Source organism: Paraburkholderia sp. GAS38 (genome assembly GCF_050434965.1).
Classification (GTDB): domain Bacteria; phylum Pseudomonadota; class Gammaproteobacteria; order Burkholderiales; family Burkholderiaceae; genus Paraburkholderia; species Paraburkholderia phenazinium_A.
Window position 1 is genome coordinate 238,826 of sequence record NZ_JBNDJO010000010.1, and the last position, 15,814, is coordinate 254,639.

Annotated in this window: 10 protein-coding genes and 1 tRNA gene; 8 read left to right on the top strand and 3 right to left on the bottom strand. The window is 63.9% G+C overall.

Features of this window, described 5'->3' with window-relative positions; translation table 11 throughout:
- Positions 1–161 precede the first annotated feature (161 nt).
- The 4 genes from P3T42_RS23410 (at position 162) to P3T42_RS23425 (ending at position 7,197) form a co-directional block, all read left to right on the top strand.
- Positions 162–1,589, top strand: a complete 1,428-nt coding sequence (locus tag P3T42_RS23410) for a PLP-dependent aminotransferase family protein (RefSeq protein WP_429307372.1) — start codon at positions 162–164, stop codon at positions 1,587–1,589.
- 168 nt (positions 1,590–1,757) lie between these two features.
- A complete protein-coding gene (locus tag P3T42_RS23415) occupies positions 1,758–2,996 on the top strand; it encodes an MFS transporter (RefSeq protein WP_429307373.1) in 1,239 nt (412 codons plus the stop codon).
- An 843-nt stretch (positions 2,997–3,839) separates the two neighbouring features.
- Positions 3,840–5,564 (top strand): ubiquinone-dependent pyruvate dehydrogenase, encoded by a 1,725-nt coding sequence (gene poxB / locus P3T42_RS23420; RefSeq protein ID WP_429307374.1) that lies wholly within the window; start codon positions 3,840–3,842, stop codon positions 5,562–5,564.
- A 256-nt stretch (positions 5,565–5,820) separates the two neighbouring features.
- Positions 5,821–7,197, top strand: coding sequence for an amino acid permease (locus P3T42_RS23425; RefSeq protein ID WP_429307375.1), 1,377 nt, complete (start codon positions 5,821–5,823; stop codon positions 7,195–7,197).
- Between the two features lie 71 nt (positions 7,198–7,268).
- On the opposite strand, the gene P3T42_RS23430 is transcribed toward P3T42_RS23425, so the two are convergent.
- Complete coding sequence (locus P3T42_RS23430; protein WP_429307376.1) at positions 7,269–9,236, bottom strand: sigma-54-dependent Fis family transcriptional regulator; 1,968 nt, start codon at positions 9,234–9,236, stop codon at positions 7,269–7,271.
- A gap of 441 nt (positions 9,237–9,677) precedes the next feature.
- Between P3T42_RS23430 and P3T42_RS23435 the strand changes: the two genes are divergently transcribed.
- From P3T42_RS23435 to P3T42_RS23450, 4 genes are read left to right on the top strand one after another with little or no spacing between them, the layout of a single operon-like run.
- Positions 9,678–10,742: an ATP-NAD kinase family protein gene (locus P3T42_RS23435; protein ID WP_429307377.1), complete on the top strand. Its 1,065-nt coding sequence runs from the start codon at positions 9,678–9,680 to the stop codon at positions 10,740–10,742.
- Positions 10,743–10,785: 43 nt separating this feature from the next.
- A complete protein-coding gene (locus P3T42_RS23440; RefSeq protein WP_429307378.1) occupies positions 10,786–11,769 on the top strand; it encodes a thiamine pyrophosphate-dependent dehydrogenase E1 component subunit alpha in 984 nt (327 codons plus the stop codon).
- A gap of 38 nt (positions 11,770–11,807) precedes the next feature.
- A complete protein-coding gene (locus tag P3T42_RS23445; protein WP_074300549.1) occupies positions 11,808–12,812 on the top strand; it encodes an alpha-ketoacid dehydrogenase subunit beta in 1,005 nt (334 codons plus the stop codon).
- 3 nt (positions 12,813–12,815) lie between these two features.
- Positions 12,816–13,928 (top strand): acetoin dehydrogenase dihydrolipoyllysine-residue acetyltransferase subunit, encoded by a 1,113-nt coding sequence (locus P3T42_RS23450; protein WP_429307379.1) that lies wholly within the window; start codon positions 12,816–12,818, stop codon positions 13,926–13,928.
- A 159-nt stretch (positions 13,929–14,087) separates the two neighbouring features.
- On the opposite strand, the gene P3T42_RS23455 is transcribed toward P3T42_RS23450, so the two are convergent.
- Positions 14,088–14,172, bottom strand: a tRNA-Leu gene (locus P3T42_RS23455).
- Between the two features lie 140 nt (positions 14,173–14,312).
- Positions 14,313–15,698: an oxygen-independent coproporphyrinogen III oxidase gene (gene hemN, locus P3T42_RS23460; RefSeq protein WP_429307380.1), complete on the bottom strand. Its 1,386-nt coding sequence runs from the start codon at positions 15,696–15,698 to the stop codon at positions 14,313–14,315.
- Positions 15,699–15,814: the final 116 nt, after the last annotated feature.

The window sequence follows — 15,814 nt, forward strand, 5'->3', positions numbered from 1 at the left end:
CACATTGAATTGGGAATGACGCCATGCTATGGAGCCGAAACGAGCAACTCAATCGCTTCAATTAAAGTAAATGACTGCATGCAATGTCGTGATATTGAATGCGTATCATGTTAATGACACCCATGGCATAGCAATGCCACCAAGAAGGAGACCGTCGCATCATGGCGATGAACGCGTGGCTGCCCCGGATCGAAGCGGGCAGTGATCCGAAATACCAGGTCATTGCGCGAGCGTTTGCGCAGGCGATCCTCAACGGCCAGTTGCCGGCGGGCGAAAAACTGCCGCCGCACCGGTCGCTCGCCAGCGAACTGCATGTGACCACCGGCACCATCAGCCGCGCGTACGCCGAGCTGGAACGCCAGGGGCTCGCGAATGCGCGCGTCGGCGACGGCACCTACGTGGCGCAGGCCCGTGCGCGGGAGATGTCGTCCGGCGCGGCACATGGCATGTTGCGGCCGGGCATGCCGCAGCCCCCGGCGCTGATCGATCTGGGTCAGAACGTGCCGCAGTCCACTGGAGAGGCGGCGGCGCTGTCCGCGACGCTGCATGAGATTGCCAACGACGAGCGGCTTGCCGCCGAATTGCTGCAATACGCGCCGGAGGCGGGCTCGATGCGGCATCGCCTGGCGGGCGCCGCATGGCTTGGCCGGGCGGGCAGTCCGGCGAGCGCGTCGCGCGTGCTGGTCACGCAGGGCGCGCAGCACGCGCTGGCGTCGGTGCTGCGCGCGGTCGCGCGGCCGGGCGATACCGTGCTGGCCGAAGTGGTGAGCTACCCGGGCATCATCGCGCTGGCGCGGCAACTGCGGCTGCATCTGGTGGGCGTCGAAATCGATGCCGAGGGTCTGGTGCCGGCCGCGCTCGAACTGGCGTGCAAGTCGCTGCATCCGCGCGCCATCTTCTGCGTGCCGACCATCCACAATCCGACCACGGCGACGATGTCGAGCGAGCGGCGCGACGCCGTCGCCGCGATCCTGCAGCGCCATGGCGTGCTGCTGATCGAAGACCTCGTGCCGGCCATGTTGCTCGACGCGCCACCCGAACCGCTGGCGACGCGTTTGCCGGATCAGTCGTTTCTGATTGCGGGCTTGTCGAAGTCCGTTGCGCCGGGTTTGCGTGTGGGCTATCTGCAGGCGCCGCCGGCCTGGTGTTCGAAGATTGCGGCGGTGATTCGCAGCGATTGCTGGATGACGGCGCCATTGATGGCGGAAGTGGTGTCGCGCTGGATCGAGAACGGCGAGATGGAGCGGTTGAACGGCTTGCAGCGCGCGCACATCGAGACCCAGCACGAGGTGGCGAGCGAGGTGCTGAGGGGCGTGGCGTACCGGCATGCGGAGACCAGCTCGCACCTGTGGCTGCCGCTGCCGGAACCGTGGCGCGCGGCGGAATTCGCGGCGGCGCTGCGTCACGAGGGTGTACTCGTCAAGACGGCGGACAGCTTCGTGATTGGGCGCAACGCTGCGCCGCACGCGATTCGCGTCTGCATGACCGGCGCGCCGTCGCGCGAAGCGCTCGCGCGCGGGTTGTCGATTATTCGGACGACGCTCGATCATGGGCTTGAGAGCGGCATGGCTTCGTCGTATGCGCCCTGAGCGAATGAAGCGTGCGCGGTGCCCTTTGCGCCTTCGGCGTCCCCGGCGTCTTAACCAGGCGAAGCGTTAAAGGCTCGCGACGACGTCCCGTCAATAACAGAGCAAGAAGCGGGGCGTACCGCGCGGCCGAAGCGGTGACGATGACCTCATTGAAGCCGGAGGTCATCGATGCGTATTCCTGTTCCCCATTCCGTTGTCAGACTGCCGGCCGCGTTCCAGCGGCTTGCGTGGTCGAACCTCGTGGCGCAGTCTGCCGAGCAGATCAGCCTGGCCGCGGCGCCGCTCGTCGCAGTATTCGCACTCAGCGCGAGCGCGCGCGAGACCGGTTTGCTGCAGACGGCACAGACCTTGCCGTTCCTGTTGCTGTCGATTCCGTTCGGCGTCTGGGCCGACCGCCGCTCGCGTCGAACCTTGATGGCGCTTGCTGAGGGCATGCGGGTGATTGCGATGCTGAGTGTGCTGTTGCTGGTGGGCTTGCATGGGTTGACCTTGCTGTGGCTTGCCGCGCTCGGGTGTCTGGGCGCAACGGGCACGGTGGCGTACAACGTGGCGGCGCCGTCGCTGGTGCCTTCGCTCGTGTCGCGCGAGTCTTACGCTGTCGCGAATGGGCGGCTCGAATTGGCGCGCAGCGCGGCGTATTCAGCGGGACCAGCGCTCGGTGGGATGCTGGTGGGCTGGATCGGCGCGGGGTGGGCGTATGGTTGCGCGGCGGGGCTGTCGGCGTTGGCGGTGGCGTTGCTGGCGGGGTTGCGCGAGCCGCCGCGCGCGCAGACGGGGCAACGGCATTTCCTGCGTGAGTTGCGTGACGGCACGCGTTTCGTGCTGCGTGATGCCTTGTTGCGTCCGATGATCGCTACGGCGGTGTTTTTCAATCTTGGTTTTTTTATGTTGCAGGCGGTGTATGTGCCGTATGCGGTGCATCGGCTTGGGCTGACGGCGTCGGCGGTGGGGGTGACGTTGGGCGCGTATGGGGTTGGCATGGTGTGCGGGGCGCTGGCAGCGCCTGCAATCGCGGCGCGGATCAGGTTTGGACGGGTGCTGACGATTGGGCCGTTTTGCGGGTTGCTGGCTTCGCTGGTGATGGTGGCGACGTTGATCGTGCCGTCGTTCTGGTTGGCAATGCTAAGTTTCTTTTTGCTTGGGGTTGGGCCGATACTTTGGGTGGTGGGGTCGACGACGTTGCGTCAGGCTATTACTCCCGATGGGATGATGGGGCGGGTTTCGGCGATCAATAGTACCGCTACGTATGGGGCGCGGCCGGTTGGGGCGCTTCTCGGTGCAGGTGTTAGTGGGTGCTGGGGGATGGAGGTTTGTCTTTTGGTCGCGGCCGGCGCGTTTTTTGTTCAGGTTTTCATTATTGTTGGGTCGGCTGCTGCGCGGCTTGACGGTGTGCCGGAGGGGGGGTAGGGGTGGGGGTTTTGCCTGCGGCGTCTTGGTTTTGGCGTTGTTCCTGCGGTGTTGGCCTCTCCTTGTTTTCTTATCGGTCTATTAGCTTCGCCCCTGTGCGGGGCGGCACTTACTTTCTTTGCCGCCGCAAAGAAAGTAAGCAAAGAAAGCGGGCTGCCACCGCTAGCCCGTAGTGAGCCATCCCGGTTTGCTCCGGGGAACGGCCCAACACGAGACCCTCTCTCGCATTTTCCCCCGTCAGTGACACAGCGCTCATCCATCCCGCCTTCGCACTCCGTGCGCAGCGGACGGGTCCACCCATGGTGGCACGCAAGTGTGAACTGGCAATGCTCACGTTGAAATGTTTGGATGCCTAAATAGAGAGCGGCCCGGCACAACAGATCTTCGGTACGCCTGTCACGTCTCGTCTCACTTATGATTAGGCATCCAAACATTTAACGCACATACCTTACGTGTTCACACCCGCATCCCACCCCTAGCAGACCCTTCCGCCGCGCACGGAGTGCGCTGGCGGGATGAATGAGTGCTGTGCCACTTACGCGGGTGGTGCGAGAGACTGTCTTGTCTCGGACCACTTGGTGGTCGCATGAGAGGTGGCTCACTACGGGCTGGCGGTGGCAGCCCGCTTTCTTTGCTTACTTTCTTTGCGGCGGCAAAGAAAGTAAGTGCCGCCCCGCACAGGGGCAACACAAATAGACCGCTAAGAAAGCAAGGAAAGGCCAACACCCCAAGAAAACAGCCAAAAACAAGGCGCCGCAGGCAAAACCCCGGTCCCAAAGGACAAAAACCCCAAACCTGTACGACAATAGCCCCCACCTGCCCCCCACCCTGCGGAGCAAACCCATGCCCACCCAGACCATCGCAGACTACCTGGCAAAAACCCTTCACGCAGCCGGCGTCGAACGAATCTGGGGCGTGACCGGCGACAGCCTGAACGGCCTCTCCGACAGCCTCTACCGCCTCGGGTCGATCCGCTGGATGCACACCCGCCACGAAGAGGTCGCCGCCTTCGCCGCAGGCGCCGATGCCGCCGCCACCGGCAAACTAGCTGTCTGCGCCGGCAGCTGCGGCCCCGGCAACCTGCACCTGATCAACGGCCTGTACGACTGCCATCGCAATCACCAACCGGTACTCGCCATCGCGGCGCATATCCCCTCATCGGAAATCGGCCTCGGCTACTTCCAGGAAACGCATCCGCAAGCGCTGTTCAAAGAGTGCAGTCACTACGTCGAACTGGTGACGAACCCATCGCAGTTCCCGCGCGTTCTCGCCACCGCGATGCACACCGCGATCGAGCAGCAGGGCGTCGCAGTCATCGTGCTACCCGGCGACGTCGCGCTCGCCGAAGCACCCAATGAAGCGCCCGCCTGGTCCGACACGTCGGCGCCCGCCACGCTGTTGCCCGCCGCCGCCGATATCGACCGCCTCGCCACGCTCCTGAATCAAGCCGAAGGCGTCACGCTTCTGTGCGGCAGCGGTTGCGCCGGCGCACACGACGAAGTCGTCGCGCTCGCCGACGCGCTCGGCGCGCCAACCGTCCACGCGTTGCGCGGCAAACAGTACGTCGAGTGGGACAACCCTTACGACGTCGGCATGACCGGCCTGATCGGCTTCAGTTCCGGCTACTACGCCATGATGTCGTCCGACATGCTGGTCATGCTCGGCACCGATTTCCCCTATCGCAACTTTTATCCGTCGCACGGCAATATCGTGCAGATCGATCGCCGTGGCAGCGCGCTCGGCAAGCGCGCCCCCCTGAAGATGGGACTGGTCGGCGATATCAAGCCCACCCTGCAGGCGCTGCTGCCGAAGCTCACGCGCAAGACCGATCGCGATTTCATCGAGCGTGCCCGCACTCATTACTTCGCTGCGCGCGTCACGCTCGACGATCTCGCGCGTCCCTCGGATCCCGGCAAGCCGATTCATCCGCAATACCTGACGAGCATCGTCGATGAAGTGGCCGACGAGGACGCCGTGTTCGCCGTCGACGTCGGCACGCCCACGCTATGGGCCGCGCGCTATCTGACCATGAACGGCAAGCGTACCCTGCACGGCTCGTTCAACCACGGCTCGATGGCGAACGCCATGCCGCAGGCGCTGGGTGCGAAAGCGGCGCAGCCGAACCGGCAGGTGATCTCGCTGTCGGGCGACGGCGGCCTGTCGATGCTGCTCGGCGATCTGCTGACCGCCCGTCAACTCGATCTGCCGATCAAGGTGGTGGTGTACAACAACAGTTCGCTCGGCTTCGTCGCGATGGAGATGAAGGCCGGCGGTTACCTCGATAGCGGCACCGATCTCAGCGCCACGGATTTTGCAGCTATCGCCCAGGCCGCCGGAATCTACAGCGTGCGTGTGGAGGATTCCGAAGCAATTGGCGATGCACTGCGCGACGCCTTCGCGCATCCCGGGCCCGCGTTGATCGATGTGGTCATCGCGAAGCATGAGCTGGCGCTGCCGCCAAAGATCCAGTGGTCCCAGGCCAAGGGCTTCAGCCTGTACATGTTGCGAGCAGTATTGAACGGTCGCGGCGACGAGGTGGTGGAACTGGCGAACACGAATCTTCGCTAGCAGCCCCTGCGGCGATGCGATGCCGCATGACGCGCAAATGCTCGCAGCGAATGCACGCCACAAACGCACGCCACAAACGCACGCAGCCAACACGTATGAATCACGAGGCATAAACGTCATGCGAAACGGGACGAATCTCGCGCCACGGGTTCCTCCCAGTACGTGGGCCATAGCGGACACGCTAAAATCTTTGGCTTTGCCAGCTCAAACCATCAGTTTGTCTGGGTGATCGACATCCCTACAGTGGGGCGCAATTTTGAATAGTCCACAGCAGCAAGAAGGCCTGAAGCGCGGGCTGAAGAACCGTCATATCCAGCTCATCGCGCTGGGTGGGGCGATCGGCACGGGCTTGTTCCTCGGGTCGGCTAGCGTGTTGCAGGCAGCCGGGCCGTCCATGATTCTCGGCTACGCAATAGGCGGCATCATCGCCTTCATGATCATGCGGCAACTCGGCGAGATGGTCGCGCAAGAGCCCGTAGCCGGGTCGTTCAGCCACTTTGCCTACAAGTACTGGGGCGATTTCCCAGGCTTTCTGTCGGGCTGGAATTACTGGGTACTCTACGTACTGGTCAGCATGGCGGAGTTGACGGCGGTCGGGACCTACGTGCATTTCTGGTGGCCGGGTGTGCCCACCTGGGTATCGGCGCTGGTCTGCTTCGTGGGCATCAACGCCATCAATCTGGCTAACGTGAAGGCCTACGGCGAAACCGAATTCTGGTTTGCGATCATCAAGGTGGTCGCGGTGATCGGCATGATCCTGTTCGGTGGCTATCTGCTGATCAGCGGCCATGGCGGTCCGCAAGCATCGATCACCAACCTCTGGGCGGATGGCGGTTTCTTCCCGCACGGTTTCCATGGCCTCTTCATGATGCTGGCCGTGATCATGTTTTCGTTCGGTGGCCTCGAGTTGATCGGCATAACGGCGGCTGAAGCGGACGAACCGCGCAAGAGCATTCCGAAAGCGGTGAATCAGGTGATCTACCGGATTCTGATTTTCTACATCTGCTCGCTGGTGGTGCTGCTGTCGCTGTATCCGTGGAATCAGGTCGCCGCAGGCGGCAGCCCGTTCGTGATGATCTTCTCGCAAATCGGCTCGACCCTCACGGCGAATATCCTCAACGTCGTCGTGTTGACGGCTGCGCTGTCGGTCTACAACAGCGGCGTGTACGCAAATAGCCGCATGCTGTACGGCCTCGCGGAGCAGGGCAACGCGCCGCGCGCGCTGATGAAGGTGGACCGCCGCGGCGTGCCGTATCTGGCGATCGGTTTGTCGGCGCTCGCTACGTTCACCTGCGTGATCGTCAACTACGTGATTCCGTCGGAAGCGCTCGGCATGCTGATGGCGCTGGTCGTGGCAGCGCTGGTGCTGAACTGGGCGCTGATCAGCCTCACGCATCTGAAGTCGCGCAAGGCGATGATGCAGGCCGGAGAGACGCTGGTGTTCAAGTCGTTCTGGTTCCCGGTTAGCAACTGGATCTGCCTCGCCTTCATGGCAATGATCCTGGTGATTCTGGCGATGACGCCGGGGTTGTCCGTATCCGTGTGGCTGGTGCCGGTCTGGTTGCTGGCGATGTGGGTCAGCTATGTGGTGAAGCGTCGGCGGGCGGGGGCCGTGGTTCACGCTACGCGCTAACCGTCGATATGCTTCTGCGGGGTGACGGCCTGAGTATCCAGGCGGTGCCTCGCGATACGCGTCGACGGCGCTCAACTACGGTGCGGCCCCACGATCTCCAGTTTGGCAATTCGCCGGTACAGGGTGGCCCGCGAAATCCCCAATGCCTGCGCTGCGGCGTTGGGCCGCCATTGATGTCGCGTGAGCGCTTCGACTATGCGCGTGCGTTCGTCGCACGAGTCGTATTGTGGCGGCAACATTGCGGGCAACGTCCGATTGCCCGCAGCCTCAGGATCGAGCCGTGCCGCGACGTCAGGCGCAACGTGCCGCATTTCGACCCGCGACGAATCGCAGATCGCACACGCATACCGCAGCACATTGCGTAACTGCCGGATATTGCCCGGCCACGCAAAGCTCGCGAGGCGCTCGGCGAGCCGCGGGTCTATCGTCAGCACGTGGCCGGCCATTTGCGCTTCTTCGTCGAACACGGCAGCGATGACATCGCGGATATCCGCGCGCTCGCGCAGCGGCGGCATCGGCAAACAGGCGCCACTTAGACGGTAGTACAGGTCCTCGCGAAACGATCCTTCGGCAACCATCTGCGCGAGGTCGCGATGCGTTGCGCAAATCACGTCAATGTCGACACGTACCGGCGCATCGCCGCCCAGCGGCATCACCTCGCCTTCGGCCAGCACGCGCAGCAAGCGCGTTTGCAGATTGAGCGGCATATCGCCGATTTCGTCGAGAAAGAGCGTGCCGGTATGCGCCTGCGCAATCTTGCCGCGAGCGCCGCGGCTGCGTGCACCGGTAAACGCGCCGGGGGCGTAGCCGAACAATTCACTCTCGATCAGCGACTCCGGAATTGCGCCGCAATTTACTGCGATGAATGGCCGCGTGCGTCGTGTGCCCGAATCGTGCGCCGCGCGGGCGAAGACCTCCTTGCCGACACCCGTTTCGCCGAGAATCAGAATCGGCAGCCGCTTGCCGATCAGCCGCATCGCCACGGACGCATTGTGCGCGATGCGCGAGTCCGCGCTCCCCAGAAAGCGGCTCAGTGCGCCAACCTGCAGGTGGTCGTGGGCGCTGTTGGGTGACAGCCGGGCAGCGCCAACCGCTGCGCTGGCCGATGTCCGTGCAGCACGTTTGAGCGGCGCGCGAATCCGCGCATAGAGCGTCGATCCGGTTGCGCGCAGACGCAAACAGACAATCGCATCCGTGCGGGCGACATCGTGCAGATGCAGATCGGCGGTGTCGAATACGTCGTCGATATGACGTGGGCCGTTCAAGGCTGGAATGCATTCGCGCGCTTTGCGATTCGCGGCGACCAGGTTGCCGCTTTCGTCGAAGGCGATCAGCACCTCCGGTTGCGCCTCCACGAAGTTGCGGCTCGCGTGCCCGAACAGCATCCAGTGCTGCGTGGTTTGATTGAGGAAGTAACCGTCTTCGATCAGCCCCGCGCTTTGCCGCACCAGTTGAAACACGAGCCGCTGGCTGTCGCGGTTGTCAGGCGAGCGAACCGCGGAGGCGTCGAGCACGCCGATCATGTCGCCGGTGGGCGCAAAAATGGGCGCGGCGCTGCAGGTCAGCGTCGTGAAGGCCGCACGGAAGTGATCGGTCTTGTGCACGGTGATGGGCGCGAGATCAGTCAGCACGTTTGCCACGCCGCAGGTGCCTTCTTCGCGTTCGGACCAGCACGATCCGATATAGAGCCCTGCGTGCTTGAAATCGCTGCGCCGCTCGCGGTCGATACGGTAATCGATGGTGACCCCGTGAGCGTCGGTGAGCATCACGCAATAGTCGGCCACGCGGATCATGTCGTGCAGACGCGTCAGACACTGGCCCGAGGCGCGCAGGAACGCTTCCTCCTTGCCCTGTACGTCGCGCAATTCCGCAGACGTGAGGACGCGCGGTCCAATCACGGCGCCCGGATCGAGCCGGTACTGTTCGAACGAACGCTGCCATGACGAGACGAGCCGCGCGGAATCCGCGGGCGCGGGCAAGCGCCCTTCGATAGCGCCGCGCACGCGCTCGACATGCTGGTTTTGCGAAACGTAAGGCATGGTCGGCTCCAGTCGAGCGACACACAGTCAGTTCAGGCTGATCTTGTAGCACATCCAGCAGCATCAATCACACTGCAATGCAGCATGCGAGACGCGTGAGACGTTCGTCTCATCGGTGCCTGAGACGCGGTCGCCGAGCGCTGCAAAGCAGGCGTTATATGGCTCAACGCGACGCTGCCCGGTTTGCCTGTCTCGCCACGACGCGCGTTCATGGTCCGCTTGAGACGCGCGGCGCGTTGCGTCACGCCGCGTTCGACGCTGCCCGCACACTCGCTACTAACAGAAGAGCCCTTTAAACAAGGCACTTTCGCGGGGCATCGTGCTCGTTTGGAAACATTGGCACACGCTTTGCAGTGTCTCGCTCACGACAAACGCGCGTTCATTCGAAGACCGCGTGTCGAATAAAACGTCCGCATATCCCGTGGACAGGAGACAAGCACAGTGCCAGCGCCCTTTACCGTTGGTGTGATCGCGAACCCTGCATCGGGACGCGATATACGCCGCCTGACCAGCTACGCGTCCGTGTTCCCGACTTCAGAGAAAGCCAACATGGTGGTGCGTTTGCTGGCGGGACTCGGCGCGCTGGGCGTCGATCGTGTGCTGACGTTGCGCGACCGCACCGGCGTCGCTGCGCTGCTGCTGCGCGCGCTCGACACCCATGCGGCGGTCGGTGCGCAGCAGCGCTGGCCCGCGGTCGATTTCATCGATCTACCGATCACCGACAGCGTCGCCGACACGCATGCAGGTGTCGCCGCGATGCTGCGCGCCGGTGTGGAACTGATCGCGGTGCTCGGCGGCGACGGCACGCATCGCGCGGTGGCCGCGCATTGCGGCCGGGTGCCGCTCCTGACGTTATCGACCGGCACCAACAACGCCTTCCCCGATCTGCGCGAGGCGACCGTCGCTGGACTCGCCGGCGCGCTGGCGACCTCCGGCGCCGTGCCGGCCGAGGTGGCCTTCACGCGCAACAAGCGGCTCGTGGTGCGCTGCGTCGCCGGCCCCAATCGCGGCCGCTCGGAGATCGCGCTCGTAGATGTCTGCGTGAGCCGGCAACGCTTCGTCGGCGCTCGCGCGATCTCCGAGCCGTCCGATATCGAAACGCTGTTCCTCACCTTTGCTTCGCCCGACGGTATCGGCCTGTCGTCGATCGGCGGCGCGTGGGCGCCGGTCGAGCGTACGGCGGCGCATGGCCTGCATCTGCGTTTCGCGCGGCCCGGCGAATCCGGCGTACCGCTGGTCGCGCCGATCGCGCCGGGCCGCGTCGAGCGGGTGCTGATGCGTACCTGCGAGCGTTTCGAAGTCGGCGGCTGGATGCCGCTCGAGACGGAGCGCGGCACGCTCGCCTTCGACGGCGAGCGCGAAATCGAACTCGAGCGCGGCGACCAGTACGAAATCTCGCTCGACTGGGACGGACCGCTCACTGTCGATGTCGAACGCACGCTGCGTTACTCGGCGTCGCGGCAACTGGTTCGGGAAGTGGCAAATGGCGTTGCACAGCACACGTAGGTAGCGGTGGACAGACAGGGCATTCATTTCAAGGAGACACACCATGTCGGTTTCAACGGATTTGAGCAAGGACGAATTGCTGAAGGCGTATCGGATGATGCGTACGATCCGCGAGTTCGAGGAGCGCCTGCACGTGGAGTTCGCAACCGGCGAAATACCCGGTTTCGTGCATCTGTACGCGGGCGAAGAGGCGTCGGCGGTCGGCACGATGCTGCATTTGAACGACGCGGACTATGTGGCGACCACGCATCGGGGCCACGGGCATTGCATCGCCAAAGGCGTGGACGTGCGCGGCATGATGGCCGAGATCTACGGCCGCAAAACCGGGGTGTGCCACGGCAAAGGCGGCTCGATGCACATTGCGGATCTGTCGAAGGGGATGCTCGGCGCGAACGGCATCGTCGGCGCGGGCGGCCCGTTGATCTGCGGGGCGGCGCTCGCGGCCAAGTACAAGAAGTCCGGCGGCGTGGGCGTGTGTTTCTTCGGCGACGGCGCGTCGAATCAGGGCGTCATCTTCGAGTCGATGAACCTCGCCTCGGTGTGGCGCTTGCCGGCGATTTTCGTGGCGGAGAACAATGGTTACGCGGAAGCGACGTCGTCGACGTGGTCGGTGGCGACCGACAACATCGCAGACCGCGCGAGCGGCTTCGGCATGCCGGGCGTGATCGTCGACGGCTTCGATTTCTTCGCGGTGCACGAAGCGCTCGGCGAAGCGATCGAAAGGGCGCGTCAGGGCGGCGGCCCGACGCTCGTCGAAGTGAAATTCTCGCGTTATTTCGGCCATTTTGAAGGCGATGCGCAGACTTATCGCGCGCCCGGCGAAGTGCAGAAACTGCGCGACGAGAAAGACTGCCTGAAGCGTTTCGAGGAGCGCGTGGTGCGCGCGGAGATGCTCACCGCGGCTCAGTTGCGCGGCGTCGATGCGGAGGTGAAGAGCTTGATCGACAGCGCCGTGAGCGAAGCTAAAGCCGCGCCGTTGCCCACCGCCGAGGACCTGTTGAGCGACGTGTACGTGTCCTATCCGTAACGCATCCGTTGCATACCTAAACGATCCAGGAGATAGACATGGCACGCAAAATCACCTTCTCTCAGGCAATCAACGAAGCACTGAGTCAGGAAATGGCCCGCGATGAAACCGTCATCGTGATGGGCGAGGACAACGCCGGCGGCGCCGGCTCGCCCGGCGAGCAGGATGCATGGGGCGGCGTACTCGGTGTGACGAAAGGCCTGTTTCACAAGTATCCGGGCCGTGTGCTCGATACGCCGCTCTCCGAGGGCGGTTATATCGGCGCGGCAGTGGGCGCGGCGGCATGCGGCATGCGGCCGGTGGCAGAGTTGATGTTCATCGATTTCATGGGCGTCTGCTTTGACCAGATCTTCAATCAGGCCGCGAAATTCCGTTATATGTTCGGCGGCAAGGCGGTCACGCCGGTCGTGATTCGCGCGATGCAGGGCGCCGGCTTGCGAGCGGCCGCGCAGCATTCGCAAATGTTGACCTCGCTGTTCACACATATCCCCGGTTTGAAAGTGGTGTGTCCGTCCACGCCTTATGACGCGAAAGGCCTCTTGATTCAGGCGATCCGCGACAACGATCCGGTGATTTTCTGCGAGCACAAGCTGTTATACGGACGCGAAGGCGACGTGCCGGAAGAGTCGTATGCGATTCCGTTCGGCGAAGCCAATGTGGTGCGTGAGGGTAACGACGCGACGATCGTCACGTATGGGCGCATGGTGCACTACGCCACGGAGGCCGCGGAAAAACTCGCGAAGGACGGCATCGACGTGGAGGTGATCGATTTGCGCACCACCTCGCCGCTCGACGAGGAGACGATCCTCGAGAGCGCCGAGCGGACCGGCCGCGTGGTGGTGGTCGACGAAGCCAACCCGCGCTGCTCGATGGCCACCGATATTTCCGCACTGATCGCGCAACGCGCGTTTCATTCGCTGAAGGCGCCGATCGAAATGGTGACCGCGCCGCATACGCCCACGCCGTTCGCCGGCGTGCTCGAGGACATGTACATCCCGTCGGCCCAGCAGATTGCCGACGCCGTGCTGAAAGTGCGAGGCTAAGCGATGCCGATTCATATGATTACGATGCCCAAGTGGGGCCTGTCGATGGAGCACGGCCAGGTGAACGGCTGGCTCAAGGCGATCGGCGACCGGGTCGCCAAAGGCGATGAGATCCTCGACGTGGAGACGGACAAGATTGCGTCGGGCGTCGAATGTGCGTTCGACGGCATCTTGCGGCGGCAGATCGCGCAGGAGGGCGATACCCTGGCCGTCGGCACGTTGCTCGCGGTGGTGGCCGACGCCGAAGCCGGCGAGGCCGAGATCGATGCCGCGGTGGAAGCGTTCCAGCGCGACTTCGTGCCGGCCAGCGCGGAAGCGGGCGAAAGCGGGCCACAGCCTGAGAAAGCGCAGATCGGCGGACGCACGGTGCGCTATCTGAAGCTGGGCGAGGGCGGCACACCCGCGGTGCTGATTCACGGCTTCGGTGGCGATCTGAACAACTGGCTGTTCAATCACGCCGATCTCGCCGCGCATCGCGCCGTGTGGGCGCTTGATTTGCCGGGTCACGGCGAGTCGGGCAAAGCCGTCGAGAGCGGCAGTGCGCAGGAACTGGCGGATGCCGTGATCGCGTTCATGGACGAGCGCGGCATCGAACGTGCGCATCTGATCGGCCATTCGATGGGCGCGCTAGTGGCGATGACGGTGGCCGATCAGGCGCCCACGCGCATTGCTTCGCTGTCCTTGATTTCCGGTGCGGGTCTGGGCAAGGAGATCAATGGCGCTTACATCAACGGCTTCACGGAAGGCAGCAATCGCAATGCGCTCAAGCCGCAACTGGCGAAGCTGTTCGCCGATCCGTCGCTCGTCACGCGTCAGCTTGTGGAGGATATCGTCAAGTACAAGCGGCTCGAAGGCGTGCAGGAGGCGTTGCGCAAGATTGCTGCGTCCGCATTTGAGGGCGACGCGCAGCGCGCGGGCTATCGCGACCGGCTGGCGGGGCTCGCGCCGCGCGTCCTGGTGATCTGGGGGGCGGGCGATCAGATCATCCCGGCTTCGCATGCGCAGGGGCTGCCGGGCGAGGTCCGCGTGCATGTGCTCGAGGGCAAAGGGCACATGGTGCAGATGGAAGCGGCGTCGGAGGTGAATCGTTTGCTGAACGAGTTTCTGGAGGGGTGAGATACGCGCCGTGCCGTGCCGCGGGCACGGGTGTCGCTGCGCCTGGGCGGTTTGCCACGCGCGGCGGCAACAAACTTGCGCGGAGTCCCTTGAAACAACAAACCCCACAGGCACGAGGCTCTTGCGGGGTTGGGAGTAGAACTTGACGAAACGATTGACTGGTGCCCAGGGCCGGACTCGAACCGGCACGCCTTGCGGCGGGGGATTTTGAGTCCCCTGCGTCTACCTGTTTCACCACCTGGGCTTGTCTTGCGACACGTGCGCATAAGGCTGCGCGCGGCGGGAAACGCAGATTATGTCCGAAAACGCCGCGCCGGGCAAGTTCGCCTGGTGACAATCGGCTTCCCGGGCGGAACCTGCGGCCGGTCCGTACTTACCCGCCCCTCAAACTGTCCGCGAAAACCGCTCCATGGTCTGCTGCCCAAGATACCGGTCGAACACCATTGCGATGTTGCGCACCAGCATCCTTCCGGCCATCAATACTTCGAGCTTGCCGACGCCGAGCGACACTAGCCCGTCCACCGCAAACCCGCGCAAGCGTTCCAGTTCCGGGGCGAACGTCTTGGCGAAGCGGATGCCATACGCCGCTTCGAATTCATCGAAGCGCAGTTCGAGGTTGCACATCAGTTGCGTGATGATGTCGCGCCGCAAGCGGTCGTCGGCGGTCAGCTTCACACCACGCGCGATCGCGAGGCGGCCGGCGTCGATCGCCGCGCCGTAGCCCGGCAGATCCTTGGCGTTCTGCGCATACACGTCGCCCACCTTGCCGATCGACGACGCCCCAAAACCAATCAGATCGCATTCCGCCCGCGTGCTGTAACCCTGGAAATTGCGCTGCAAGGTGCGCTGTTGCTGTGCGCGCGCCAGCTCGTCGGTGGGTAGCGCGAAATGATCCATGCCGATGTACACATACCCCGCGCTCGTCAGACGCTCCACCACCAGCCGCAGGATCGCCAGACGCACGGCGGGTGAGGGCAGCGCGGTGGCGTCCATCTGCCGCTGCATCTTGAAGAGCTGCGGCATGTGCGCATAGCCGAACACCGACAGCCGGTCAGGCGCGAGCGCGAGGATGGTGTCGAGGGTGCGGCTGAAGCTGTCGACGGTTTGATGCGGCAGTCCGTAGATCAGGTCGACGCCGATAGAGTGAAACCCCGTCGCGCGTGCAGCGCGCATCACCGAGGCTGTCATCTCGAGCGGCTGGATACGGTTGATGGCCCGCTGGACCAGCGGATCGAAGTCCTGCACGCCGAGGCTCAACCGGTTAAAGCCGAGCGTGCGCAGATGCACGATGGTCTGCGCCGATGCCTCGCGCGGGTCGACTTCAATCGAAAACTCGCCGGACGCGTCGGGACTCAGCGTGAAGTGCCGGCGGGTGGCCGCCATCAACTCGCTCATTTCGTCGTGCGACAGGAAGGTCGGCGTGCCGCCGCCCCAGTGCAGTTGCGAAACCGGCCGCGAGGTGTCGAAGCAGGCCGCTTGTAACGCGAGTTCGCGCTTGAGGCGGTCGAGGTAAGGGCGCGCACGTGCGCGGTTTTTCGTCGCCACCTTGTTGCAGCCGCAATAGAAGCAGACGGTGTCGCAGAACGGAATGTGGAAGTAGAGCGAGAGATCCGTCGCAGAGGCGCCCGGATCGGCTGCGGCGCGCCGGTAGTCGGCCGGATCGAAATTGTCGCGGAACTGAAGGGCGGTCGGATAGGACGTATACCGTGGACCGTTTGCGCTGTACTTGGCGAGCAGGTCGGGGCGGAAGAGCGTGTCGGCGTGGGTCATGGGCGGCTCGGTGGGCGCCACGCCGGGGAGTGCGACAGAGACCTGCGGGTCGGCTAGACCGGATGGAACGGGACAGGCGCCTCTTGAGCGTGGCCTTTCGTATGTGTCCAAGTTTA

What these genes read in the sequence shown, in the direction of transcription:
- P3T42_RS23445 (WP_074300549.1), top strand. Translation starts at nt 11,808, where the DNA reads ATGGCACGCAAAATCACCTTCTCTCAGGCAATCAACGAAGCACTGAGT.
- P3T42_RS23430 (WP_429307376.1), bottom strand. Translation starts at nt 9,236, where the DNA reads ATGCCTTACGTTTCGCAAAACCAGCATGTCGAGCGCGTGCGCGGCGCT.
- P3T42_RS23410 (WP_429307372.1), top strand. Translation starts at nt 162, where the DNA reads ATGGCGATGAACGCGTGGCTGCCCCGGATCGAAGCGGGCAGTGATCCG.
- hemN (WP_429307380.1), bottom strand. Translation starts at nt 15,698, where the DNA reads ATGACCCACGCCGACACGCTCTTCCGCCCCGACCTGCTCGCCAAGTAC.
- P3T42_RS23415 (WP_429307373.1), top strand. Translation starts at nt 1,758, where the DNA reads ATGCGTATTCCTGTTCCCCATTCCGTTGTCAGACTGCCGGCCGCGTTC.
- poxB (WP_429307374.1), top strand. Translation starts at nt 3,840, where the DNA reads ATGCCCACCCAGACCATCGCAGACTACCTGGCAAAAACCCTTCACGCA.
- P3T42_RS23440 (WP_429307378.1), top strand. Translation starts at nt 10,786, where the DNA reads ATGTCGGTTTCAACGGATTTGAGCAAGGACGAATTGCTGAAGGCGTAT.
- P3T42_RS23450 (WP_429307379.1), top strand. Translation starts at nt 12,816, where the DNA reads ATGCCGATTCATATGATTACGATGCCCAAGTGGGGCCTGTCGATGGAG.